This window comes from Lentibacillus populi, from assembly GCA_014642895.1.
Lineage (GTDB): Bacteria > Bacillota > Bacilli > Bacillales > Amphibacillaceae > Lentibacillus_C > Lentibacillus_C populi.
On record BMJD01000010.1, the window covers coordinates 25,018 to 50,065 of the forward strand.

General features: G+C 39.8%; 29 protein-coding genes. 15 read left to right on the top strand and 14 right to left on the bottom strand.

All coding sequences use genetic code 11. The features are described 5' to 3' along the window. The first annotated feature begins 21 nt into the window (after nucleotides 1-21). A complete protein-coding gene (locus tag IEX12_RS08300) occupies nucleotides 22-1,506 on the top strand; it encodes an alpha-amylase family glycosyl hydrolase (RefSeq protein WP_088049714.1) in 1,485 nt (494 codons plus the stop codon). A 55-nt stretch (nucleotides 1,507-1,561) separates the two neighbouring features. Here IEX12_RS08300 and yppF read toward each other — a convergent pair whose 3' ends face one another. The 3 genes from yppF to IEX12_RS08315 form a co-directional block, all read right to left on the bottom strand. Next, nucleotides 1,562-1,750 carry a YppF family protein gene (gene yppF / locus IEX12_RS08305; RefSeq protein ID WP_088049715.1) on the bottom strand — a complete coding sequence of 63 codons (189 nt, stop codon included), beginning with the start codon at nucleotides 1,748-1,750 and terminating at the stop codon, nucleotides 1,562-1,564. 81 nt (nucleotides 1,751-1,831) lie between these two features. Then, nucleotides 1,832-3,058: a hypothetical protein gene (locus IEX12_RS08310; protein WP_088049716.1), complete on the bottom strand. Its 1,227-nt coding sequence runs from the start codon at nucleotides 3,056-3,058 to the stop codon at nucleotides 1,832-1,834. A 324-nt stretch (nucleotides 3,059-3,382) separates the two neighbouring features. Continuing rightward, the gene (locus tag IEX12_RS08315) at nucleotides 3,383-5,548 is read right to left on the bottom strand and encodes a beta-propeller domain-containing protein (protein WP_159457753.1); all 2,166 of its coding nucleotides are present in this window, start codon (nucleotides 5,546-5,548) and stop codon (nucleotides 3,383-3,385) included. Nucleotides 5,549-5,624: 76 nt separating this feature from the next. Between IEX12_RS08315 and IEX12_RS08320 the strand changes: the two genes are divergently transcribed. After that, nucleotides 5,625-5,798, top strand: coding sequence for a hypothetical protein (locus IEX12_RS08320; RefSeq protein WP_159457754.1), 174 nt, complete (start codon nucleotides 5,625-5,627; stop codon nucleotides 5,796-5,798). 106 nt (nucleotides 5,799-5,904) lie between these two features. On the opposite strand, the gene IEX12_RS08325 is transcribed toward IEX12_RS08320, so the two are convergent. Further along, nucleotides 5,905-6,765, bottom strand: coding sequence for a DegV family protein (locus tag IEX12_RS08325; RefSeq protein WP_088049718.1), 861 nt, complete (start codon nucleotides 6,763-6,765; stop codon nucleotides 5,905-5,907). A 256-nt stretch (nucleotides 6,766-7,021) separates the two neighbouring features. Here IEX12_RS08325 and IEX12_RS08330 point away from each other — a divergent pair, with 256 nt between their 5' ends. Both IEX12_RS08330 and IEX12_RS08335 read left to right on the top strand, forming a co-directional pair. Then, entirely contained in the window at nucleotides 7,022-7,867 is an 846-nt protein-coding gene (locus IEX12_RS08330; RefSeq protein ID WP_088049719.1) for a YitT family protein, read from the top strand. A 23-nt stretch (nucleotides 7,868-7,890) separates the two neighbouring features. Next, entirely contained in the window at nucleotides 7,891-8,319 is a 429-nt protein-coding gene (locus IEX12_RS08335) for a lipoprotein (protein WP_088049720.1), read from the top strand. Nucleotides 8,320-8,395: 76 nt separating this feature from the next. Here IEX12_RS08335 and IEX12_RS08340 read toward each other — a convergent pair whose 3' ends face one another. The 4 genes from IEX12_RS08340 to IEX12_RS08355 all read right to left on the bottom strand — a co-directional run bounded on the left by IEX12_RS08340 (nucleotide 8,396) and on the right by IEX12_RS08355 (nucleotide 10,403). Then, on the bottom strand, nucleotides 8,396-8,659 hold the full coding sequence (locus tag IEX12_RS08340; protein ID WP_088049721.1) for a NifU N-terminal domain-containing protein: 264 nt from the start codon (nucleotides 8,657-8,659) through the stop codon (nucleotides 8,396-8,398). 231 nt (nucleotides 8,660-8,890) lie between these two features. Further along, on the bottom strand, nucleotides 8,891-9,085 hold the full coding sequence (locus IEX12_RS08345; protein WP_088049722.1) for a DUF3813 family protein: 195 nt from the start codon (nucleotides 9,083-9,085) through the stop codon (nucleotides 8,891-8,893). Further along, entirely contained in the window at nucleotides 9,086-9,235 is a 150-nt protein-coding gene (locus IEX12_RS08350; protein WP_188724945.1) for a hypothetical protein, read from the bottom strand. It abuts the gene before it with no gap. Nucleotides 9,236-9,554: 319 nt separating this feature from the next. Then, on the bottom strand, nucleotides 9,555-10,403 hold the full coding sequence (locus IEX12_RS08355) for a Cof-type HAD-IIB family hydrolase (protein WP_088049723.1): 849 nt from the start codon (nucleotides 10,401-10,403) through the stop codon (nucleotides 9,555-9,557). Between the two features lie 179 nt (nucleotides 10,404-10,582). Between IEX12_RS08355 and IEX12_RS08360 the strand changes: the two genes are divergently transcribed. The 5 genes from IEX12_RS08360 to moaD all read left to right on the top strand — a co-directional run bounded on the left by IEX12_RS08360 (nucleotide 10,583) and on the right by moaD (nucleotide 13,199). After that, a complete protein-coding gene (locus tag IEX12_RS08360) occupies nucleotides 10,583-11,344 on the top strand; it encodes an alpha/beta fold hydrolase (RefSeq protein ID WP_088050955.1) in 762 nt (253 codons plus the stop codon). 254 nt (nucleotides 11,345-11,598) lie between these two features. Beyond that, nucleotides 11,599-11,910 carry a metal-sulfur cluster assembly factor gene (locus tag IEX12_RS08365; RefSeq protein ID WP_088049724.1) on the top strand — a complete coding sequence of 104 codons (312 nt, stop codon included), beginning with the start codon at nucleotides 11,599-11,601 and terminating at the stop codon, nucleotides 11,908-11,910. A gap of 87 nt (nucleotides 11,911-11,997) precedes the next feature. After that, entirely contained in the window at nucleotides 11,998-12,498 is a 501-nt protein-coding gene (gene mobB / locus IEX12_RS08370) for a molybdopterin-guanine dinucleotide biosynthesis protein B (RefSeq protein WP_088049725.1), read from the top strand. 1 nt (nucleotide 12,499) lies between these two features. After that, on the top strand, nucleotides 12,500-12,973 hold the full coding sequence (locus IEX12_RS08375) for a molybdenum cofactor biosynthesis protein MoaE (protein ID WP_088049726.1): 474 nt from the start codon (nucleotides 12,500-12,502) through the stop codon (nucleotides 12,971-12,973). After that, a complete protein-coding gene (gene moaD / locus IEX12_RS08380; RefSeq protein WP_088049727.1) occupies nucleotides 12,966-13,199 on the top strand; it encodes a molybdopterin converting factor subunit 1 in 234 nt (77 codons plus the stop codon). Before IEX12_RS08375 ends, moaD begins: the two co-directional genes overlap by 8 nt. A gap of 238 nt (nucleotides 13,200-13,437) precedes the next feature. Here moaD and IEX12_RS08385 read toward each other — a convergent pair whose 3' ends face one another. From IEX12_RS08385 to IEX12_RS08400, 4 genes are read right to left on the bottom strand one after another with little or no spacing between them, the layout of a single operon-like run. Beyond that, entirely contained in the window at nucleotides 13,438-13,740 is a 303-nt protein-coding gene (locus IEX12_RS08385) for a metal-sulfur cluster assembly factor (RefSeq protein WP_088049728.1), read from the bottom strand. A 21-nt stretch (nucleotides 13,741-13,761) separates the two neighbouring features. Further along, nucleotides 13,762-15,009, bottom strand: a complete 1,248-nt coding sequence (locus tag IEX12_RS08390) for a hypothetical protein (protein ID WP_188724946.1) — start codon at nucleotides 15,007-15,009, stop codon at nucleotides 13,762-13,764. A gap of 2 nt (nucleotides 15,010-15,011) precedes the next feature. Then, nucleotides 15,012-15,227 carry a DUF2249 domain-containing protein gene (locus IEX12_RS08395; RefSeq protein WP_088049730.1) on the bottom strand — a complete coding sequence of 72 codons (216 nt, stop codon included), beginning with the start codon at nucleotides 15,225-15,227 and terminating at the stop codon, nucleotides 15,012-15,014. Between the two features lie 3 nt (nucleotides 15,228-15,230). Then, nucleotides 15,231-15,473, bottom strand: a complete 243-nt coding sequence (locus IEX12_RS08400) for a DUF2249 domain-containing protein (protein WP_088049731.1) — start codon at nucleotides 15,471-15,473, stop codon at nucleotides 15,231-15,233. 271 nt (nucleotides 15,474-15,744) lie between these two features. Between IEX12_RS08400 and IEX12_RS08405 the strand changes: the two genes are divergently transcribed. The 4 genes from IEX12_RS08405 (at nucleotide 15,745) to IEX12_RS08420 (ending at nucleotide 21,350) form a co-directional block, all read left to right on the top strand. Beyond that, entirely contained in the window at nucleotides 15,745-17,028 is a 1,284-nt protein-coding gene (locus tag IEX12_RS08405; protein ID WP_188724947.1) for an L-lactate MFS transporter, read from the top strand. A gap of 89 nt (nucleotides 17,029-17,117) precedes the next feature. Then, complete coding sequence (gene fdhD / locus IEX12_RS08410; protein WP_088049733.1) at nucleotides 17,118-17,930, top strand: formate dehydrogenase accessory sulfurtransferase FdhD; 813 nt, start codon at nucleotides 17,118-17,120, stop codon at nucleotides 17,928-17,930. Between the two features lie 13 nt (nucleotides 17,931-17,943). Continuing rightward, nucleotides 17,944-20,883, top strand: a complete 2,940-nt coding sequence (fdhF, locus tag IEX12_RS08415; protein WP_188724948.1) for a formate dehydrogenase subunit alpha — start codon at nucleotides 17,944-17,946, stop codon at nucleotides 20,881-20,883. After that, complete coding sequence (locus tag IEX12_RS08420) at nucleotides 20,883-21,350, top strand: helical membrane plugin domain-containing protein (protein WP_088049735.1); 468 nt, start codon at nucleotides 20,883-20,885, stop codon at nucleotides 21,348-21,350. The genes fdhF and IEX12_RS08420 overlap by 1 nt, the downstream gene beginning before the upstream one ends. A 159-nt stretch (nucleotides 21,351-21,509) precedes the next feature. On the opposite strand, the gene IEX12_RS08425 is transcribed toward IEX12_RS08420, so the two are convergent. Then, nucleotides 21,510-22,202 carry a Crp/Fnr family transcriptional regulator gene (locus IEX12_RS08425; protein WP_088049736.1) on the bottom strand — a complete coding sequence of 231 codons (693 nt, stop codon included), beginning with the start codon at nucleotides 22,200-22,202 and terminating at the stop codon, nucleotides 21,510-21,512. Between the two features lie 209 nt (nucleotides 22,203-22,411). On the opposite strand from IEX12_RS08425, the gene IEX12_RS08430 reads away from it, so the two are divergent. Continuing rightward, nucleotides 22,412-22,654: a DUF2249 domain-containing protein gene (locus IEX12_RS08430; RefSeq protein WP_088049737.1), complete on the top strand. Its 243-nt coding sequence runs from the start codon at nucleotides 22,412-22,414 to the stop codon at nucleotides 22,652-22,654. 275 nt (nucleotides 22,655-22,929) lie between these two features. Beyond that, nucleotides 22,930-24,060 (top strand): TIGR04053 family radical SAM/SPASM domain-containing protein, encoded by a 1,131-nt coding sequence (locus IEX12_RS08435; RefSeq protein ID WP_088049738.1) that lies wholly within the window; start codon nucleotides 22,930-22,932, stop codon nucleotides 24,058-24,060. Between the two features lie 91 nt (nucleotides 24,061-24,151). On the opposite strand, the gene IEX12_RS08440 is transcribed toward IEX12_RS08435, so the two are convergent. Next, nucleotides 24,152-24,853 (bottom strand): Crp/Fnr family transcriptional regulator, encoded by a 702-nt coding sequence (locus IEX12_RS08440; protein WP_155554511.1) that lies wholly within the window; start codon nucleotides 24,851-24,853, stop codon nucleotides 24,152-24,154. Nucleotides 24,854-25,048: the final 195 nt, after the last annotated feature.

Sequence of the window (25,048 nt, forward strand, 5' to 3'; positions counted from 1 at the left end):
ACTATTCTGGAGGAAATACATATGAAAAAGCTAGTATCACTACTGCTTGTCATCCCACTTTTTTATTGCTGGGGGGATTCGATCCATGCAGAGGAGAATAATTCCATACAGGAGGAAATGATATATACGATTTTTGTTGATCGGTTTAACAATGGTGATCAGCAGCTTGGTAATCAGGTCAATGTGGATGACCCAGAAGCATACCATGGTGGCGATATTAAAGGGATTACCGATAAATTGGATTACATAAAACAACTGGGCTTTACGACGATCTCCATATCATCCATTATGGAAAACGCAGGAGAAGGCTACCATGGCTATTGGATTGAAAATTTTTTCGAGGTTGAAGAGCAATTTGGCACGATGGAAGACTTACAAAAGCTGGTTGAAGAGGCACATAAACGTGATTTGCACGTTATACTGGAATTTGTCCCGAATTATGTTGCACCGACACACCCATTTGCAAAAGATGCCGATAAAACGATCCCAACTTCTGTAAAGGATTCGGTATGGCTGGATAAGGCAGTAACGTTAAATCTGGAAAATACAGAAGTGAAGAATATGCTTTTTAAGGCTGCAGACTTTTGGCTTGAAGAAGCAAATATTGATGGCTACAATCTTCACGCAATTGATCAAACACCACTCCCGTTCTTACAGGAATTTGTTGATCATCTGAGAAGCGTTAAGCCAAATATTGATTTAACTGGAAGTGTTTTACATGAGAATGATCTAACCGATGAATATGATAACGTGGGTATCCCGTTGATAGAAAATGCGGGAATGCAAAAGGCAATATCAGATGTATTGACCAATGCAGGAACACCGGTTGAAGAGCTTTATCATACATGGGAGTCGAACGGAAAAAGGGGAGGCTTAGTCTATGTTGATGATAAGTTTACCAAACGTTTTACCCAAAAGATCGTAGAAAGTGGGCAAAACCCATTAACAACGTGGAAAATCGCACTTGTCTACTTATATACAGCGCCAGGAGTACCACAAATCTATCAAGGCTCAGAAATACCGATGGATGGTGCATCGTTGGAAGAGGTACAACGGCTGGTGCAATTTAACAATAGTGACCAGGATTTACAGGACTACTTTAATAAAATCGCAGCTATTCGTAAACAATTTCCCGTCCTGTCGTATGGAGACTTTGAACTTGCAGGATCAAGCGGAGCAATGAGTGTGTTTAAACGATCTGATGAAGATACAACGATGTTTATCGCAATCAATAATGATACTGGCACGAAAGCAGTATCGGTCACCGATGTTCCTGATGGTATGCAGCTAACCGGTTTGTTGGGTGATAACATTGTTCGTAAAAATGAACAGGGAAAGTACAAAATCGGGATTGATCGTGAATCGGTTGAAATATTTGTTGTTGAGAAGGATAACGGGTTTAATTGGCTGTTTATCGGCATGATCGTTGGTGTTTTTGTGTTATTTATTTTGGCGGTCGTCCTGTTAAGCCGGAAGCAGCGCAAGAACGAAGCAATACAACCTTAAACTTATAAAGCACCCGGAATATGAATCCGGGTGCTTTTATATGTAAGCTTAGTATCTAGAAAGCATACTCATGTGAAGAAGTTGCACCTTGGTCATGTAAAAAATGAAATACTTTTTGGTAGGTTGTGATATCAATTTCGCCAGCAATATATTTCTTTTGGTAAAAATCCAGCAACTGGTTTATCGATTGGTAAGATTGCCCGCGATCTTGTTCATACGCCTGAATTAAATCTTGCAGCTGCATAAATATCCTCCTTCATATATTTTTTAGAACTTGTCCAGTCAATGCTTATCTAAAAATATATGAAGGATATAGTAAATTCATTCATACGGCTTGCTTTTTCTGTCTGGAAAAAGATAACCATATGATCAAAATACCAATTGCCAGCAGTACACTTGCCGCAAGCAACCCTTGCGAAAAAAAGGGAAGAGATCCAAATCCGCACCAGCGGGCTAACCCATCACCAAATAAAAACAATTCATTTACTAAAAAACCGATAAGGAAAATAATAATCCCTGATTGGACTAGTATTTTCTTTGTTTCTATAATTCGTGCCAGCTGATATTGGGTCAGGATAAATATGCTGACGAAACCTAAAAGGGTAAAGTGCAAATAGCCAATAATGATACTTCTCGTTTGATAAACAAGTTCTGCCATCGTTGGTGAAATCAGCCCGAGCTCCATCGTACTTTTGACGACTAACAAGAAAAAGGTTATCCATAAACAAACGATAGTGATTTCGTTGACTTGTTTATAAAGGTGTAACCATATTCCTTTAAAGGCAACAACAAGAGCAAGCACCCCAATCCACTGACCAATACTGCCAATGGTTGCCAGTATGCTGCCATAGCTCCCCAGATCCCCCCATAGAACCGATAAGAAATATCCCGGAAACAGGGCGGCAAAATAAATCCAGAATCCTGTTTTTACCAGTGAATGATGAAAATGAATCCTTCTCTGGTGAAGGACAATAATAAATAATCCAATCAATACGAGGTACAGCCAGCCATTGTATTGGAAATGTAAATAAAAATAAATGGCCATATCAAAAATCGGACTGTTCCTTAAACCATTTGCGGAAATAAATCCTAATGAAAAAGGACCGATTGACGAGATGATTAATGCAATTAATGAACCGTTGATAAATAACCGGCTTGTATTAGGCAGGTTATTCTGTTGTTTTAGCTGCCGGTATATAAATAGAGCAGCCCAGTATTCGGTAAAAATATGAATACTTGAGATGATAATCGAATATACCCCATAACCCTGATAAATAAAAGCTGTAAACATTAAAAACGAGGTGATAAAAATGGTTATCATCAGTGCAATTGCTTGCCGTTTTTGCCTGATGGATTTCCAAAAAAGCGTTAAAAAAATAAGGAAAACCCCGATAAATGCCCATCCCAAAATAGCTAAATGGGAATGTGCATGCATAACGTTTGTGTATGGAATCGTGCTGCTTGGAAAAAACGAAAATAATCGCATCCATAAACCGGATAGAGCTGTAAGGGTAAATAAAATAAAGGTAAAATGTATAAATAGCCGCGGCATTCTATGATCGCTCCTACATCAATAACTATTATTAATTTTCATCAAATAGGACAAAAGATGCAATAGGAAATAGAAGAATGTCAAAGAAATATAACATTTTTGTGTCGTAAATGGCAATTTTTGTGGGAAGAAAAGAGATCTCCTGTCACGGATACAAGGTTTTGTACCAGACAGGAGTGTTTACCAGGGCTCATTAATGTTCAATTTATTTACGAGCTTATTAGAGTGCTTCATACAACGGAAGGGGGCATCAAATAACGCAAATCACTCATCTATAAGAATTTCAATTTTGAAAGTGTGTATACATAACTCTGCTAAGTATCGCTAATTCATGGTGGATGGGTCAGGAAAAGCTATTTTCTGGATAATTTTTTTACCTTTCAGGTCATATACCCTCATTTGGTCATACGAAAAAGTATAAAGGTTATGATCAACTGAAACAATCCGCCTGATTTCCGAATCCCATTCCGGGTAATCTTGTACATTTTCCTGGTGAGTGATCGAATCTTTCAAGACAATCCCATCTTCTGGAGAAATGCTATATAAGAAAGCACCTGCAAAAACAGGCCGTTCTTCTTCGTAGGTGGCATCGCCTTTATGGACTGTTTTAGCGTCAAACGCCACAGCAGGAAATCCGAACAGGTTTTTATCCGGGTGTTTGAATAAAGCTTTATGATTATGATTCAACTCGGTATACGAGCTGCCTTCACCAATTACTTCACTATCTATTTCTTTCGGATTCGCTTGATCACTGACATCAAATAAAGACAGTTTAATCCCATCCATACGTACGGATGGTTCATTACTATTTTCTTCCTGTACTAGCTTTGTATGCTGTCCAAATCCAATCACATGATCTTTGTCAAGGGGATGGAGGTAATTACTGAATCCAGGTATTTTTAACTTTCCTAACACAGTGGGTGTCGCTGGATCAGCTAAGTCAATTACAAATAATGGATCAACCTGCTTGAACGTGACCATATAGGCGACATTGTCCAGATACCGTACACTATATATCTGTTCCCCTTTCGCGAGATCCTCAATCGAACCTAATGCATTGAGTTTGGAATCAAACGTGTACAAATTATTTGTCGTGGTATTGTCTTTTTCATTTGTGGTTGCGACACGAAATACCCCGTCACGTTCGTCCATGGCAAATTGATTTACCAATGTACCGCTAACGGAGAGTGAATTTTGGAAATCTATCGAACCATTGTCAATATGAAATTGAAATATTTCAGTATTAGCTGAATTATTGACAGCTATTTCGGCTGAATCACTTGTTTCCAAGGCAGCATCATACTTTTCCATTGCGATATAGATGTTATTTTTTGACATGTATAGCTGATCAGAAGCACCCAAGTATGATTCAATTTGCGCAGCTTCTTCCATGTCATTCAAATTAATGGATGCCAGCAACATAAAGGCGTTCTCCGTGCTTTCCGGGAAAAAATAGATGTCATGATATGCTAGCGGCTGGCTATTACTTTGGGCTACTGCACTATCCTTTATAAATGGACGTGGATCCATATTTTGCTTGTTGTCTTGCAAAATATGATACGGCGGATATGAGTTGGCAACCAAATAGAGATAGCCATCCATTTGTCGAGAAGCGGTCATATCACCCTCCAAAGTTACTTCTCTAATTTTTTCTGGTGGTTTTTGATCAGAGATACGATAAAAAATAATGCTTGTTTGCTCCATAACGTATTCAGCTGTTTTCGATTGATCACGCAGGCTTTTACTGGAATTGCCAATTGCGATCAACAAATCCTTGTGAACGTACAATTCAACAGGCTGAAAATGCTCTTCGCTAATTGTGCTTTTTGCCGTGCTGCTTTTCCCGTTTGCTTCAGCAATGATGATGTCGGAATCTCTGGCAAAATAAATGGAATTCCCGTCTGTTTTTATCAAATCACCCTCGTCAATACCATGTACCTGCACATTTGTTTCCGATGTAGTGGGGGTATTTTCTGCTGCAGAACTCTCTGTCTTCATATCAGCAGTAGCGTTATCTTCTTCAAGGACAGTAAACTCTTTTGTTTGCTCTGTTCGTTCTTCTAAAAGCGTTACCAGCTGCTTGCGGTTTTTAATGCTCGGCAGTTCGTCAACAGCCTGAAATGAGTGGGTGAATTTATCACCGAAGTTTTTACCCCCGGCTGTTTGCACCGTATCCGTAATGATTAATTGGTATGTTTCCCCAATGGTATAACCGGATTCGGGTGCGTTGATTGTAAGTACTGTGTGATCCACATTCCATTTCCAGGAAACCGGAACAGATTTTTTATCAGCGGAAATGACTTGTACTGTTTCATGATGGAACGTTTCCGGATCCATCTCCTGAGAAAAATGAATCTGCCAAGCTTTAAAAGGGGGTGCGTGGCTAGATGCGAATGGAATCTCCACTTTTAATGAATGGGAAAAAAACAAAAATGCACAGACTGTGATTGCAATACACACACCACTAACCAGCCAAACTTTCTTTTTCATTGGATACACCTCATTTTTAATCCTGTTTAACAAATTAGACGATGAACATTTATTTTTGTTACAGAAGGAGTTGAAAATGTGGTTGAACATTGTGATGAATGGAACTGCAAAACTGCGCGGCAAGGGGAAATTGAATGTATCTTGTGCCTTTGATCTGGTGGAACGGTGGAAGGGACTATTTTCCGAACAAACGCAGCACTTCATTAGTGATAAAGTGAACTTCATTCAGTGGGGTATTACTTCGCGTTAATGCGTGATAAAAAAGAAAAAGCTACCCAACAGGATAGCCTAATAGTGCATGTTCAAAAAGTCGCCGCTTATCATTTGGTGACTTTTTGAACATGCTCTAATATCATTTATTTATATTGATCATTTAAGAAAAACAGGGCAAGTGTACCTGGCCCGGAGTGTGCTCCGATTACTGAACCAACCATTTCAATCACGATATCCTTTGGTTGGAATTTTTCCTTAATCATTTCCGCTAATTGTTCGGCTCGTTCCAAATCATCGCCGTGGCTAATACCAATAACCTGATTGTTGATATCAACACCACGTTCGTCCATAATGTCAACCATACGGGCAAGCAATTTTTTGGACCCGCGCATTTTTTCAAGTGGGATTAATTTGCCATCGTCAACATGCAGGATCGGTTTAATTTTTAATAAAGAACCGACAAATGCGGCTGTTTTACTAACCCGCCCGCCACGATACAGGTATTCCAGGTCATCAACGGTAAAAATGTGCTCCATATGGTTGGCATGGTAGGTTGCAGTTTCCAAAATTTCTTCCACACTTGCACCGTTTTTCGCGAGTTGGGCAGCTCGGAGAACGACCAGTCCATAGCCGATTGAAGCGCATTTTGTGTCAACCGCATAAATGGGCGCATCCGGATAGTTTTCTTTAATTTCCTGCTCCATCATTTTTGCTGCTTGATATGTACCAGATAGCTCCGAGGAGAAGGCGAAATAAATTAAGGGTTGATTTGTTTCCGCGTACGATGTAAAAATAGTTTTAAAAGCTTGGGCAGATGCTTGGGATGTTTTCGGACTTTTTCCTTCGCGCATTGCATCATAGACGGTTTTCGCCGAAATGGTCTTTCCATCCTGAAAGTCTTTTTCATCAAGATGAACGGTTAATGGTATCATTTCAATGGCAAATTCGTTATAATATTGTTCCGACAGATCACATGCTGAATCGGCTAGAATTTTTACATTCATGTTTTTCACCTTCATTCATAAAATAAAACGTTATTTTCTTATTAGTTTATAGCTAATATAGTAGTTAGTCAAAGTATATTTCTTCATTATTTTCAAAATTGCCAGCTTTTACCCGTCTAAACGGGCAGTGAAACACTGCTTCCAGATACTTAAAGAAAGTGGAAAAGAAAATGCCGGGGATTAACTACCCGTAAAGATTCGATCGTTCAGCAAACGGTTAGAGGGAAAAAGCCCATTGAATTATAAGGAGGCAGACATGTTTTTAGTTGAGGCAAAACGGATTATTATTGTTATATTCGGTTCTTTATTAGGAGCTATTTCATTAAACTTCTTTCTCATTGAAGCCAATGTCTATGCGAGTGGTTTCACGGGTGCTGCACAGCTCATTTCGAGTATCTTTAAAGACTTTTTGGATATTCGGATTAGTACTGGTATTCTGTTATTCCTGCTTAATATTCCGGTTGCCGTCTTGGGATGGTTTAAAGTAGGAAAAGGTTTTACGATTTATAGTGCAATTTCTGTTTTGTGCACAACGATCTTTTTGGAAGTTCTCCCGGTACTTCGCTTATCAGAGGATATTATATTAAACGCTGTATTTGGTGGCGTTATTGCAGGAACTGGTGTAGGAATTACACTAAAGATTGGTGCATCAACAGGTGGTATGGATATTGTGGCAATGGTACTTTCCCGAATGAAGGACAGGCCAATTGGTACATACTTTTTATTGCTGAATGCTGTTATAATTGCGTTGGCTGGTGTACTTTATGAACCGGAAAATGCTTTATATACGATGGTAGCATTATATGTAACAACACGTGTTATAGACGCCATTCATACTCGCCATGAGAAGGTAACGGCTATGATTATAACGCACAAGGCAGAAGAACTGCAACAGGCAATTCATAATAAAATGGTGCGGGGCATCACCATTTTACCTGCAACAGGCGCGTATACAAAAGAAAACAAAAATATGATGTATCTTGTTATTACAAGGTACGAGCTATATGACCTGGAAAAAATTATTTCCGAAGTGGATCCGAATGCATTCACCAATATTGTGCAAACAACAGGGATTTTCGGATTTTTTAGACGCAACGACTAATTTAAGCTGCAAGGAGGTAAAGCATGAAAAAACTACTATTGTTAGCTTCCATCATTTTTCTTTTGGCAGGCTGCAGCGGTCAAGATAATCCAGGCCAGAAGGAAAACCAGAATCAGGATAAGCCAGTAGCGGACAAGGAAAAGGTTTCGGTACAATTAAATAATATTGATATTAAAACACCAGATGGAAAAATTATAGTGAAAGGGAATGCGAACGCTACAAATGACGAATTTTTCTTTACGTTAAAATATGGTGATACCGTTGTTGTGGAAGAGAGAAAAATTGAATTGGATACGGATAAAAGTGGGTGGGGGAGTTTCGAATTGGCGATTGATCAGCCTGATGACGGAAAAACAGCAAAACAAATTCCGGTCTTTACGTTTTATAGTAAAAATAACGAAGGTGAGATCGTTAATCCAAATTATGTACCAGTGGATGTTGGGAAAGAATAAAACATTAAGCAAGTTATGTAAAAAAGCTTGGACTACCCAAGCTTTTTTTATAATATAATTCGGTTCCCATCGCGGATTAATATCCGTAGCTCTCAAATACCTTTATCACTTCAGGTTGAAGGTCGTCCCATTCCACATCAAATTGTTTATTGACTGTAATGAAATTTTGATATCCAAAGACATTATCAACGCCTTTCAGCTTCATTAAATCATTGAGTATTTCATGTTCACTTGTATCCCCGGGCATTACAGAAATACTGTTGTTGCCTTGAAAGATCAATTTATCTGTTGTAAATTTCAGCGCGTTTGGATTCGGTGTAGCTTCAGCTCTTACTCCCATGTATTAATCCCTCCTAAAATTATACCTACTTACATCTATATTAGCAGAAAAAGAACAGGGAAAAAAGATATAAATGAAAAATCCCCCGGTCAATTTTCATTGGCCAGGGGGATTTGCTTAGTAATAGCGAAACTGTTTCATCATTGTTAATGAAGTAGATATTGACTAAGACCAAGCTTTTAGGTAGGACAAGCATGTGGTTTCTGCCTGCCCAGACCATTTTTGCGGAGATTAGCTCAATTGGTTTTTTTGTTTAAGTGTTTGTTCAAGCTGCTGCAATTGCTGCTTTTCCTCAGCTGTACAATCGTTGTATGCTTGCTGGATAGCATTTTGTGCAGCCTGTTTTTCCTGTTCACTAGGCGTATTTTGAGCATTTGTTAAACGACTAACAGCAGATTTGGCTTGTTGAAAAAGATTATTTTCCAATTAAAATCCTCCTACTGTGTGGTTGTCAGCTTCCTCATGTTTTCGTTCCACATCTGAAAAACGTGTTCTGTAAGGAAACCGTTCATCATGTTTTTTAACGGAATCTGAGCCTTGCTGTGTAAATCTTCTCGACTTACTGTGCTTTCCCATGATGATTCCTCCCAACAAAATAAGTGAACGTATATCCTACGCTCACTACTAGTATGGATAGATGTTTTGCAAATATAGAAGGTAAATGCCGGAAATCAACAAAAACGAGATACTTACGGAACACTGTCACTGGGAAAACAATGATCCTGAATGAAGGGGATACTGTCCAGATCGAATAAGATACTGTTCGAGATAGAGGAAAAACTGCCCAAGTCGGATAAGATACTGTCCGAAATGGAAGGAATACTTCTAAATAGAAGAAGAACTATCCAATAAATGAAATTACCATCAGGTACCGAATGGTAGAACAGGCGGAGTTCTACCTTGCTATATGGGTGTTTCCGTTTTTATCCAGGTTCAAATAATTTTCCAGAAAAACACCTATTCCATCTGCTTCATTCGTATCTGTTACGTGATCGGCAATGGTTTTCAGTTCATTAATGGCGTTTCCCATTGCAACACCGACACCAGCGTAATCGATCATTTCAAAGTCATTATCTTCATCTCCAAACGCAATAATTCGTTCTTCTGGGATATGATAATAATGAGCGACTTTTTTTAATCCAATTGCTTTATTCATCCCCTTCTTTACAATCTCAATGATATTCCATGGGGCGCCCCATTTGCGGTGCTCGATTAATTCTGCGTGATAATCGTCCAAATGGTTTCGTAATTTCTGAATGTGGTTTTCTTCCGGATGAATAAGCAATGATGTTGGATCATCCTTTAATTCATTTTTTAAGCTGCCAATCGTAAATGGCGGGTCATTCTGTGTTGTATGAAAAATTTCCAGGATTTTTTCATCATATTGATCAAGGTAAATATTGTCTTGTACCTCAGCAAGGATGTTTTGCACACCAATTTGGTAACAGGCATCAACGATTTTAAGAGCCGTTCTTTTTGGCATTGGATTATGCAATGCCTGCCAATTTTCATCGTATGGATGATGGATCAGTGCACCGTTAAAGTTGACCATTGGTGTGTTTAATCCAAGTTCTTTATAATAATTAATGCTTGCACGATGCGGCCTGCCTGTTGAAATAACAACAATATGACCTTCCTCTTTTGCTTTCATTACCGTTTGTTTGGTTCGGGGGCTAATTTCCTTCTTATCGGTTAAAAGTGTACCATCTAAATCCAACGCAATTAAATACCGTTTGTTTTCCATTAGTTTTCACCTCGCCTGAACCTAGTTTATAAGTGATTCATCAGAATGTAAAGGATAATATTGCACGAACGCAAAAAGTTAACACACCATTTACTTTCGGATATTCAAACTGTTTGCAAATGGGTGCTGAATAATACTAATATGTACTTATATATAATATTGACGAGAGGATCTTGATGATGATTGGTGTATTACATAAAAACTTCAATAAAGTTCCAGCATTAGTTGTTGTTGACGCGAATAAGGAAAAGGAGGCCTTACCGGTTGTCATCTATTTTCACGGTTTTACGAGTGCGAAAGAACATAGTTTACCGATAGCGTATTTATTAGCTGAGAAGGGATACCGTGTTGTTCTGCCTGATAGCGAATACCATGGAGAGCGTGAGATTGTAATTTCAGCACTAAAAAAACAAATTTCATTTTGGGATATTGTGATGCAGAATGTAAAGGAATTAAAAGAGATCAAGGATGAACTTGAGAAGCGGGAATTGATTGTAGACAACCGAATTGGGGTTGCCGGGACAAGTATGGGCGGAATTACAACCTCGGCTGCATTAACGCAATATTCCTGGATAAAAGCTGCTGCCGTGTTAATGGGATCCCCAAAAATCACCACCTATGCTAAAACATTGGTTAACAGCTTTAAAAAAATGGGGAAACTGCCTGTAACAGAAGAAGAGATCGATCAATTGTATGAAGAACTTGTGACTTTTGACCTGTCAAAACAGGCAGAAAAACTTGATCAGCGGCCATTATTATTTTGGCACGGCGAAAGTGACTCCGTTGTTCCGTTTGATCATTCGTACACCTTTTATGATGAAGCAAGACATCAATATACGAATCAGGATCATATTCGTTTTATCAAAGAAGCAAATCGTGATCATAAAGTGAGCCGTTACGCCATTTTGGAAACTGTAAAATGGTTTGATACACATTTGTAAGAGGATGTTCAAAAAGTACCAAAAGTAAGCGGTCAATCTCGAGCTGGCAATAGGGGATCTTCTGCCAAAACCACCTACGACAATCGCCAACGTTAGGAGTCAGCACATTCTGTTCAAATCCGTGCTCGGAAACTCGCCGCCTAGGCCTTCAAGACCTTTGCACAAGTACGTACTATAAGGTGTGAGGTAAATCATTTAAAAAAACATGGAAATATGTTTAAATAAGAATAAGAAACAGGTAGGGAGGTATTCTGATGGATGAAGCGTTACAGGATAACATACTAGGTGCACTCGAAAATGTTATTGACCCAGAATTGGGCATTGATATTGTAAACCTTGGTCTCATATACGGTGTTGATTTGAAAGATGACGGTGTTTGTGATGTAACCATGACGCTCACTGCAATGGGTTGCCCACTTTCCGCGCATATTGAAGCTGACATTAAACGGGCACTTGATGACATCCCTGAAATAAAAGAAGTTAACGTGAACATCGTATGGAATCCGCCATGGGGCAAAGATAAAATGTCGCGTTATGCAAAGATTGCATTAGGCATTCCAGATTGATCAGTGTTATGGTACAAGGTTGATTCATTAGTGATGGATCAGCCTTTTTACTTTTCAAAATGAGATTTTTAAAATGAGGGCTTGGATATGCAAACATGCCAAATAGTTGGTTATAAAAATTCAGGTAAAACAACTGTAATGAAGTATTTGATAACGCACTTTTCCAAAAAGGGCTTGAAAGTCGGTTCGTTAAAACATCACGGACATGGAGGAGAGCCCGCATTAATAAAGAATACGGATAATTATCAGCATTTTGCAGCAGGTGCAAGCGTTAGTCTGGTTCAAGGAGAAACTAACAGCCAAATAATCCTTCCGAATCTGGATTTAACAGAACTTATTCGATTATTTACATTATTGCAGATTAATTTATTGTTTGTAGAAGGGTTTAAACAAGCGGATTTTCCCAAAATTGTTTTATTAAAATGTGAAGAGGACAAATCGCTTTTAAACAAGCTTTCGTCGATAATTGCAGTAGGATCATGGGATGAAGGCCTGCTAAAAGGTGTAAATTATCCTGCGTTTCCGATCACAAACATGGAAGCACATGTAATTAAGCTGGCGGATTACATACTGGACGGAAGGTGTTAGGATGGCAAAGGATTTTTGGATTACCGATCAGCCGATAAACCTGAATGATTGCATCGCAAAGGTTGTTCGTACCGAGGCGGGAGCGATTAATACATTTATTGGCACCGTTCGCGAATTTACGAAGGGTAAGCGAACATTATTTTTGGAATACCAGGCATATATTGCAATGGCGGAGAAAAAGCTTTGCCAAATCGGTAATGAAATAAGTGAAAAATGGCCGGATGCCAAAACAGCAATTGTACATCGTATCGGTCGTTTGGAGCTTTCCGATATTGCTGTTGTCATTGCTGTTTCGACTCCACATCGAAATGATGCCTTTGCGGCAAGCAGATATGCCATTGAACGAATTAAGGAAATTGTCCCGATCTGGAAAAAGGAACACTGGGAAGATGGCACCGAGTGGATAGGTGATCAGAAAGAAATGGTTTCTTATATGGACAATCTGCCAACAGAGGAGGAAATGAAAAATGATTGATGTGTTATTTTTTGCCGAGTTGCGGGAAGCGATAGGAAAGGAGAAAATTTCTGTCGAAGCGGATGTTGTTTCGGTCAAGGAGTTAAAAGCAAAATTGCTGGCAACCTATCAGTTGGAAAACCTTGATAATGCGATGATTGCGGTTAACGAGGAGTATCAAACCGAAGAAGCGAAAATTGCGGATGGTGATGTCGTCGCATTTATTCCGCCGGTTAGCGGGGGATGATGGAGCCATTTGCATAGAGATATCATAAAAAAAATAGGCTTCTTCAAGGAGAGGCCTACGATTACCTGCTAACTCCTCCTTATTAAGAGGAGGCGCCATAGTGGCTAAAGATATAGCGGTATCTTTAGCCTTTAGTATTTTATTATGTATTAACGCTGCAATACCCACCTCTAAGTGTGAGTAAACTAAAAACGCTACGTCCTGTGTGTCGGAAACCCCCGCTGAATGAAGCTTCACTTTATGCAAACCCTAGCATTTCTTTTGCCCGGTCACTCATTTTATCAGGTGACCATGCCGGTTCCCAAACGAGGTTAACATCAATCTCAGCAACCCCTTCAATTTGACCGACTCGATATTTTACTCCGTTAGCAATGCTATCATGCATCGGGCATCCGGGGGTCGTAAGTGTCATCGTGATTTTAACGTTATCATTATCATCCAGTTCAATCGCATAAATAAGCCCCAAATCCATAATATTAACACCAAGTTCCGGATCAATCACTTCAAATAATGATGCCCTAACCTCTGTTAATAATGACATTTCTAATCTCTCCTTTCATTATTAAACAAGCAGCACGCGGATAATGGATATTGTGTAAAGTAATGAAGTTAACGCGAGCAGAGCCTGAAAAATAAGTAAAAATATACTAAGTTGTAATAACCCGGACAGCATGAGTCCTGCAACACTAATGATAAACAACACAAGCAGTATTACAGCCACTTTTTCATTAACCATATCTTTTAATGTCGGAACTTTTTCCTTGCCGATTCGTTCCGAGTATTTGTATGTCCACCATAGAAATGGAACAATTTTGTATAAATATCCTAAAATGCTAAAGATGATCCAGCCCATCACATAAAGAAAAATCAACCAGCTCCAAATCAATTGATTACTTACCTGAAAAAGATATAGCCCTACAGCGATTATATGGACACCTAAACCAATATGAATGGCTAACAAAGAAAATGAAAAAGGACGATCCAATTTTTTCTTAATTCGTTTTGCGAGGATTTCCCGAATATCAAAGAAAAAGAAGCTAAATCCGGCTAACAGCAAAATCCAGCCAATTCCTGATAACAATGCACTTCCTGTCCAAAATGATCCAATTAATCCGAGCAATCCTGCAATATAGGTAAAGAAGGCGGTTTTTGCCCATTTCATCGAATAACCATGAGATAAACTGAACATGGGGACAAGCTTATAGGAAAACCCGAAAATCAGCAAGGTGAACCATCCAGCAACGCCAAGTACGATATGCGTATGCAAAATGGTATTATGGTTACCAACACCGCCAAAGGCAAAATTCCATGCTAACAAAAATCCGGCAACAATTGTTAAAAAAAAGCAGGTAATTGCTCCAAGAACAAATAGGGTCATTGAATTTCTCTTTTGCTGCCTTAAGATCGTTTTAGCCATCTGAATCACAAACATAATGATCCCAATAATGGCCATAATTCCACCGTAGATAGCCTGGTCAGGTTTCAAGCCCAGTAACAACGCAAAAACTGTTATCCCAATAGCGGTAACAAGAAATTGGATAAAACCAAATGTTTGATTCCATATCGGTGTCAGGAAGGCAACAGGGACAAGCTGATACATTGCCCCCATCGCAATCATGACAGCATATCCTAACAGCAAAAAATGAGCCCCCATCCAGATGTCGGGGATGCGAAAATTTCCCGCAGCTAATAGATCATTATTTACAAAAAGTATTATTTGTGCTGCTACTAATGCTATTAGCGCATAAAGAATAAAAGCCAGTGGTAATTTAATGTTTGTGTCTGATTTCATGCTCGTACCGGGCATCATGTTTAATCACCAGTCTTTGTTATGATAATCTTGAAACTTCCATCTTCCTGAGGTTCTGTTTCATGCAAATATCCGCGCTCATTTAATTCCTCGTACAAAAACATCGGACGACGGTCATTGATAATGGTTAACGACTCACCGCTGTTCATCTTGTCCAATGCCTTTAGTGTACGCATCATTGGCTTTGGTGGTTCTAGTCCACGATTATCAATAATCATACTTCATTCAACTCCTTTTTTGATATAGGTAACTTTCCAGTGCTTTTTCGCTACTTTTTCGGCTTCATGTGTGAACCCTTTGCGCTTTAAAACAGCATGTAAAGGAACAGGATTAAAGGGTGCGTGTAATACAAGTGCTTGCCCATCTTCCAACTGCTTCACGGCTCCCATGATTTTATCGAAAGGCTCTTTTTTTAAACGAAGATCCTCCCGTACATCTAACTCGATAAATTTTTTTGTGCTCATTGAACTATCACCTCGTATTACGGATTCATATGCCTTTGTTATACCCCATGATAATTATTTTCAATTAGAAAAGTAGTGATTAATGTCACAAGTCCATATGCAACGTAAAACGTGAAACATCACCAAGAATGTGGGAACGTAATGGAAAGCGCGATGAAAATTCAATAAAGTCAAAATGCTGGTTGACTTGCATACGCTTACATGATAAATTTGCTTTAAATTTAATTCACAAAGTGTTTATAATTGAAAACCAAAAGGGGAGAGGATGTCATTGGAGAGGGTTAAAAATCGCTGGTTAATTGCTGCCTCTGCTGTCGGGGTTCATATTTCGATTGGATCCGCCTATGCATGGAGTGTTTTTACAAATCCGATGGTAGACCAATTTGGCTGGAGTACGACAGAAATTTCGCTCGTTTTTAGTATTGCCATTTTTATTTTGGGGTTTGCTGCTGCTTTTATGGGCAGATTTGTTGAAAAACATGGACCGAGAAAATCAGCAATGCTGGCTGCGCTGTTTTTTGGTGTCGGTGTAGCTGGTTCAGGTCTTGCCACAGCAATGGAATCATTGCTTCTATTGTATTTTTTCTACGGTATTATCGGTGGAATTGGTTTGGGGATAGGATACATAGCTCCAGTATCGACGCTGGTCAAATGGTTCCCCGATCATCGGGGACTTGCTACGGGTCTTGCCATTATGGGCTTTGGTTTTGCGGCATTAATTAGTGGCCCGGCAGCTGCATCCTTAATCGTTAAAGTAGGAATTTCCAACACGTTTTTTATTCTTGGAATTATTTATTTTGCCGTTATGAGCCTCGCCTCTTTGTATCTTGCCCCACCGCCAAAGGGCTGGGCACCTAAAGGATTTCGAGAAAGTGAACAAAATGGTACACGAAAAATTAAACCGGATCTTTCCCAGCTTACTGCGAATGAAGCAATAAAAACGCGCCGGTTTTGGATGTTATGGTTTATGCTGTTTTTGAATGTAACATGTGGAATTGCTATCATTTCAGTTGCATCTCCAATGGCTCAGCAAATTGCCGGGATGACACCTGCCGCGGCTGCAGCCATGGTTGGAATTATGGGGTTATTTAATGGTGGCGGTCGGATCGGCTGGGCAACGTTGTCAGACTATATCGGACGTCCAAATGTTTATACCACGTTTTTTGTGATTCAAATTGCTGCATTCTTGCTTTTGCCATTTGCTGCAAGTGCAATATTGCTGCAAATACTGGTGTTTTTCATTGTGTCCTGTTACGGTGGTGGCTTCTCATCCGTTCCTGCTTATATTGGCGATATATTCGGGACAAAACAGCTCGGTGCTATTCACGGTTATATTCTGACTGCCTGGGCAATGGCTGGCGTGGCTGGTCCGCTTCTTTTATCACTAATTTATGATTCAACGAAAAGCTACAATATTACGATGTTTGTCTTTGGCATTCTTTTCATCGTTGCTTTGATTCTTTCCCTATGGATCAGGGTTGATATGAAACGATTACAAGGTGAGCAATATGATGCAAACATCGAAATTTCGGGTATTGTTAATGAACCACGTTAGTGGAATCATCGGCGCTTGTTAGAAATATAATTTAATAGTCGGTCTTACGTGGGAAAAGGTATGGTTTATGGTCAAAGGGAGGAGCGATTATGGACAAAAATAGTACAACATTATGGAAGACAACGAAATATCATCACCACCTGCAGACAATAGAGGAAGACGAAATCGCTCGCGAATCGGCAATGACGATTGTGATCAACGGTACACAATACGCCACGATTGTTTGTACGCCAAATCATCTAGAAGAATTAGTTATTGGCTTCTTGGCTTCAGAAGGTATTATTCGATCGATCGGACAAATGAGAGCATTAACAATTGACGATGTGGCGGGGTTTGCTTATGTCGAGCTCGTTAACACGATCGAATTTACGGAACGAACTGAACGATGGATTGGTTCCTGCTGTGGTAAAAGCAGGGAATTTTATTTGAAACAGGACGTTAAAACAGCTAAAACGATTACAACAAGAATAACGATTTCCACTGATCAGGCGCTTGACTTGATGAAACAATTCGATTACATCGCCGAGGCGTTTGATCGTACTGGTGGTGTACACCAGGCAGCACTGGCAGCTGGCAACGGCATTATCAGCTCCTTCATTGACATTGGCAGACACAATGCGCTTGATAAGCTATATGGATTTATTTTGCAAAATAAACTGTCAATGAAAGATAAATGTATTTTATTTAGTGGCAGGATTTCCTCTGAAGTAGTCTTGAAGGTATCCAAAATGGGAGGGGGCATTCTGTTAGCAAAATCAGCGCCTACAGATTTGGCATTAAAACTGGCTGATGATTTGCACATTACGGCAGTTGGTTTTGTCCGCAAAAATAAACTGAATGTATATACACATGATTCGCGCATATATGGGGATGTGCAGCGGAATCTGTATTTTTCCAAATAGGGAGGAAAGCTTGATGCAAAAGCATATCATTGTAACAATAAATGGTAGAGAATATCTGGCAGAACCAGGACAGCTTTTACTAGATTTGATAAATACTACGGGCGAATTTGTACCACAAATATGTTATAACGAATCACTAGGGCCCATTCAGACCTGTGACACGTGCATGGTCAAGGTCAATGGGGAAATTGTCCGCGCATGTGGTACAACCATTACCGAGGCGATGGAGGTGGAGACAACCGCTGAAATGGTCCATACTGCACAGAAGGAAGCGTTAGACAGAATATTAGAAAAGCATGAATTGTATTGTACGGTTTGCGATTACAACAATGGAACATGCGAGATTCATAATATGGTTGCTGATTTCGGATTGGAACATCAGGCAAGGCCTTTTCAAGCAAAGCCATATGAGGTTGATCGTTCGTCCAAGTTTTACCGGTATGATCCGGATCAATGTATCTTATGTGGGCGCTGTGTTGAAGTTTGTCAGGATGTTCAGGTGAATGAAACTTTACTTATTGACTGGGACAGAGAACAACCGCGTGTTATCTGGGATAATGACGTACCAATTGATCAATCATCTTGTGTCAGTTGCGGCCAGTGTGCAACGGTTTGCCCCTGTAATGCGATAATGGAAACGTCCATGGAAGGCGAAGCTGGCTATATGACCGACCATAAACCAGGCTTGTTACGCTCGATGATTGAAGTAACGAAAAAAGCAGAAACGGGGTACGGGCCTTTATTTGCGGTCTCGGATACAGAAGCCGCAATGCGGGAAGAACGGATTGAAAAAACGAAGACGGTATGTACATACTGTGGGGTAGGCTGTACGTTTGATGTATGGACAAAGGACCGGAAAATATTAAAAGTCCAGCCACAAAAAGATTCCCCAGCAAATGGCATTTCCACTTGTGTAAAAGGGAAATTCGGCTGGGATTACGTGAATTCAGAGGAACGGATTACTAGGCCGCTCATCCGAAAAGAGGATCATTTTGCTGAAGTGGAATGGGAAGAAGCATTGGACTTTATCGCAAAACGATTTCAGGAAATTAGCGCAGAACATGGTCCAGATGCACTTGGCTTTATTTCTTCATCGAAAGCAACCAATGAAGAATCGTATCTTATGCAAAAGCTGGCAAGACAAGTTATTGGTACAAATAATGTGGATAATTGCTCCCGCTACTGTCAGGCTCCTGCAACGAAAGGGCTGTTTCGGACTGTTGGGCATGGCGGTGATTCCGGTTCGATTGACGATATCGCCCAAGCAGATATGGTGATAGTTATTGGGTCGAATACTGCGGAGTCACATCCCGTTATTGCCTCAAGAATTAAGCGTTCACACAAACTTTTCGGGCAAAAACTGTACGTGTTCGATTTACGGAAACATGAAATGGCCCAGCGAGCCGATCGATTTTTCCGGCCCAAAAGCGGAACTGATTTAGTCTGGTTGTCTGCCGTGACAAAATATATTATTGACCAAGGCTGGGAAAACCGGGAGTTTATTGATAAATGGGTCAATAACTTTGCTGAATACAAAAAAAGTCTGGAAAAATTTACGTTAGCGTATGCTGAGGAATTAACGGGAATTTCCCAAGCCGATTTAAAGGAAATTGCCCAGGAAATAGTTCGTGTCGATAAATTGGCCATTTGCTGGGCGATGGGTGTAACACAGCATACGTTGGGAAGTGACACAAGCACGGCAATATCCAATTTGTTGCTAATCACCGGTAACTATATGCGAAATGGTACTGGGGCATATCCGTTAAGGGGACACAATAATGTACAAGGGTGCAGTGATTTTGGTAGTATGCCAGACTTCTTCCCGGGCTATGAAAAAGTAACCGATGATGCAGTTCGGGAGCGTTATGAAAAAGCATGGAATACTGAGATTCCAAGAGAACCGGGTAAGGACAACCATGAGATGATCCGTGCTATTCATGATGGTGAGCTCCATTCTTTATATGTTTTAGGGGAAGATACTGGTGTTGTCGATGCAAATATAAACTACGTAACTAATGCCTTCGAAAAATTGGATTTCTTTATTGTACAGGATTTATTCTTAACGAAAACAGCTGAATATGCTGACGTTATTTTGCCAGCAGTCCCTAGTCTGGAAAAAGAAGGAACGTTTACGAACACCGAACGGCGCATCCAACGGTTATACCAAGCACTTGATCCGGTCGGGGATGCAAAGCCGGATTGGCAAATCATCACGTTAATTGCAAAAGAAATGGGCTATGACTGGAATTACTCCCATCCATCGGAAATTATGGATGAAGCAGCAAAACTTGCTTCATTATTTAGAGGAGTAAGCTATGATCGTTTAACAGGCTATAGTAGTTTGCAATGGCCGGTTTTACAAGATGGTACTGATACACCGTTATTATATGTTGATGGGTTTCCGTTTGAGGATAATAAGGCGCAATTGTACCCATTGGATTTTAACTATGATTATGATACAGATGAGGAATACGATTTGCATGTTAACAATGGTCGGGTGCTTGAGCATTTTCATGAAGGTAATATGACCTATAAATCAGCAGGATTAACGCATGAATTACCAAACGCATTTGTCGAAATTTCCCATGAGCTGGCCAAGGATCGTGGTGTCGAAGAAGGGGCGAAAGTGAAGCTGATCTCAAGAGAAGGAGAAGTAAAAGTATCAGTCCATATAACAGATCGAGTACAAGGGAAAGAGCTTTATTTGCCCTTAAATGATAATGGGAAATCGGCAATTAATTATTTAACGAATAATAAAGTCGATAAGGATAGTAATACACCGGCTTACAAGGAAGTAGCCGCGAAAATGGTAGTTTTGCAGAGAAAAGGGAATAGTCCAATCCCATCACACAACCACAGGAAAGGGAATCGGCAGCCGCAAATCAGTGTCAATGTGGAACGAAAATGGGAACGTAAAGACTATATCTTTCCAGGAAGCAAGGTGAAAAACTAGTGGCAAATCCTATTTCAAGCATTAAACGAATGGAAATTCCTGAAGAGGTCATTCAGGAGCGCAATATAGAAGAAGTCATAAAAGCTGTCAGTGATAATAAAGAAGCTATTTTGAAAGGCATTGATTTATTGTCAACGATCCATGATAATGGGTTCCTTGATATGATAAACGCGCTTGTGAAGCATAAAGAAGAAGCAATGGAAAATATTATGGGGGAACTGAACAAGGAACAGTATGCCGAAATAATGGAGAATGCCGGAAAATTGGTTTTCCTGCTTGGTGATCTCCGGGTGGATGATCTGAAATATTTTACAACTAAACTAAACAACGCGATGGAAGAGGCACGCACATATGAACGAACTGAACCAACCAGACCGCTCGATCTGTTAAAGGCGCTTAAGGATCCCGAGATTAATAAAAGTATTACGATGATGCTGCAGTTTTTGCGGGGAATGGGAAAGCCGTAGATTAGCAGTAGAAGGCTGTCCGATGAAAGGACAGCCTTCTTTATGACAAGAGAGCTATGGCTGTGCAGTTTACTAAATCTAAATATACGAATATTCGGGTCATTCTGTTTGAGGTTGCAGGTTAGTACACCGACTACAATGCCAGCAGTCGCTTGTAGGCTAAAACATCTCGTCTTCCAATTTTTCCGTATCCAGCAGGAAAAAACCGGCTTTATCCATTGTTACCAATTTTTGCTTTCGCAGCTGTGTTAATGTACGGCTTACCGTTTCACGACTGGATCCAATCATGTTGGCAAGCTCCCGGTTGGTAAAATGGGTAGCTACACGAATGTGACGATCGCTTGTCTTCGTGCCGTATTGCCGGGCAAGCCGTAATAGAAGCTTAACAATTTGTTCGTACGTATTGTGCAAAATCTTCTCTTCCAATCTACTTTGCAAATCAACGATAATATCACCTAACACACGAAATAACTTTATGCAAATTTCCGGATGGGTGATAAGAAAGTTTTCAAAAGAATGGATTGGAATATAGATTAGCGTAGCATCCTCCAGTATCTCCGCATGTGCCGGGTAATTGTCCTGTCTGAAAAAGCCTTGATGGGGAAACATATCATCACGCTGCAGGACATTAACGATTTGCTCCTTTCCATGAAAATCTGTCTTGTATATTTTCACTTTTCCCTGGTGGATAAAATAGACGTTCGTTAATGGGTCTCCTTGCATGAATATGTGTGTCCCACGCCGGTATATTCGAGATTTTGCAAGATCTACAATCGGTTCCATTTCATAATCCGTTAAATCTTTGAATAAGGGAACTTTTTGCAGAAGCTCCTGAATGGATTGACTGTTCATAATCATCCTCTTTTCTGCAGATAAAATCTTAAATATTGATCCTTATTTATCATTTTAGCACGTTCCACCCCAAGTTATTAGCCTAATTGTCAACAGTTTTTAATAGCGTGATAAAAATCATAGTTGGAAGGTGTTTATTCTCACATCCTATATAGCATTTATCCTTTATAGTAAGTGTGTGGTAATAAAACGAAGAGGGAGGAAAAATAATGGACAACATAGACTTTGTAACCAAAATCCATGCCCCGGAGATTGAGCCGCGTTTTCGTCATCCGAAGATTTTCGAAATATTTGATAGTTTAAAGCCGGGCGAATATATGGAGCTTTCCAATGATCATGATCCAAAACCACTTCATTATCAATTGATGATCGAACGGGGGGAAGCTGCATTTACATGGGAATATACGGAACAGGGACCAGCAATATGGCGAGTTACTATCGGTAAAAAATAATATAAGATGAAGCTCAGGAAGTCAGTAAAATTTAAGCAGTGAATCTCTTCTGTAGCGAAAAGTTTTTTACAGTATACCCTGTTAAAAACTATGAAGGACTCTTGAAACATCAGCATTACCAGCCCAAAATTTGATAATGGGATCCGCCAAACAAATTCAAGGGACCTTCAAAGCGAAGACATTTGCAATGATATTTGTGAACTTCATCACATCCAATACTTGAAAATCGTGGTACAGTAAGCGTAGTGTCGTAATGATTGGTAGGAGATGGTTTTATGTTTACACAAGATTACAATAAAAACCCATTTATTGTAATATGGGAATTGACACGTGCATGTGCATTAAAATGTTTGCATTGCCGCGCCGAGGCTCAGTATCATCGGGATCCGAGAGAATTAACGTTTGAAGAAGGAAAGAAATTAATTGATGATATTTATGAAATGGATAATCCAATGCTTGTCTTTACCGGCGGTGATCCATTGGAGCGGCCGGATGTTTTTGAGATTGCCGAATATGCAGTGCACAAAGGGGTTCGCGTATCGATGACACCGTCCGCAACCCCGAATGTCACAAAGGAAGCAATGAAGAAGGCAAAAGATGTCGGACTGGCACGCTGGGCATTCAGCATTGATGGTCATTGCGCCGAGGTTCATGACCATTTTCGCGGTACAACCGGTTCATTCGATTTAACAATGAATGCGATTAATTATTTGCACGAATTGGAAATGCCATTGCAAATTAATACAGTCATTTCCCGGTACAATGTTGATTATTTAGATGAACTTGCTGAAATGGTAGAACAGTTGGGCTGTGTGCTGTGGAGTGTATTTTTCCTCGTACCGACTGGGCGAGGGAAAGAATCGGATATGATCTCACCAGCAGAGCACGAACGTGTCTTACGCTGGTTATATAATTTATCCAAACGGGTGCCATTCGACATTAAAACAACTGCAGCTCAGCACTATCGACGCGTCGTTATCCAAGGTAAAATGCGGGAACATAATGGGAAAAGCAGTACAGACCATATTTATTATGAGGATGCCTTGATGAATGGGAAGACAGGGCAAATTGACGGGCTTGGCCGTGCACCAAAAGGGGTGAATGATGGCAATGGCTTTGTATTTATTTCGCATATTGGTGATGTATATCCAAGCGGTCTGTTGCCAATTAAAGCTGGTAATGTAAGAACCACTCCGTTAGCAACGATTTACCGGGAGTCAGAAGTATTTAAAAATCTACGAGATCCAGATCAATATAAAGGGAAATGCGGTGTCTGCGAATTTCGTTTTGTTTGCGGTGGTTCAAGATCGAGAGCCTATAATGTTACGGGGGATTACATGGAATCCGAGCCATATTGCGTGTATATACCTAAGGTGATGAGAGGGAAGAAAAGGGCTGTAAAGTAACTTTCATGAATAAAGCTTCTAGGTATTATACGCTAGAAGCTTTTGATTCTCAGTCGAGTGACTGACAAATGATGGCAGTGTTTGTGTCCAATTAATGAATACTGCAGAGGACAACCGGGCAATTTTCACAGTTTATTTCCTTCTTTAGAAAGTTTAAATCATGAATAATAATATGTCCTTTTTTCATTGAGATAATATGATTGCGCTTTAGATCATTTAATAGACGATTGACACTTTCCCGGGATGTACCACAGAAGTTTGCCAGCTCCTGATTAGTTAGGACGATATCAATATAGATATTTCCACTGCTTTGTTTCTTGCCATAACTATTTGACAGGCGGATCAATGTGGAAAATAACGCCCCTTTTTTCCCATGCATGACAAGATCACGAAATCTTGTTTGATCCCGGCGGAAGGATTCACTCATTACTTTCATAAATTCAATTGCCAGACTGCCGTTATTTAACAGTTTTTCTTCCAAATGAAACTTTTTAATAACAGCTACTTCTCCATCCTCCAACACTTTTGCATTCAGAATATATTTCACATTATCATATAAAGAAAGCTCACCCACAATGTCACCTCTGTTGCAGATTCTAAGCGTGAGTTCCCTTCCGTCAGGGGATAGCTTGCCAATTTGAATTTTCCCGGATTTTATAATGTACAACTCTTCAGCTTTTTCGCCTTCCGAAAATAAAAAGGTGTCTTTTTTGATCGGTTTCGTATGGTCAACGGAAGCAAGCAGCTCCTTCAGATCATCGGACATATTGGATTTGATGTACCTCTCAGACATCTTAAATAACCACCTTAAAGAATAATCATATCTTCTTTCACTAAGTATAGCAGATAATATCCTTGAAATAAAAGGTAGCTGTTTAAAATTATGAATGTACAGAAGATACCGACTTCTTAAATATGTTAAATTAGAGCCGGATCTGGCAGTCACAATTTGCTCATCACATACAAATGTTTCTATCGATCCGCTAGT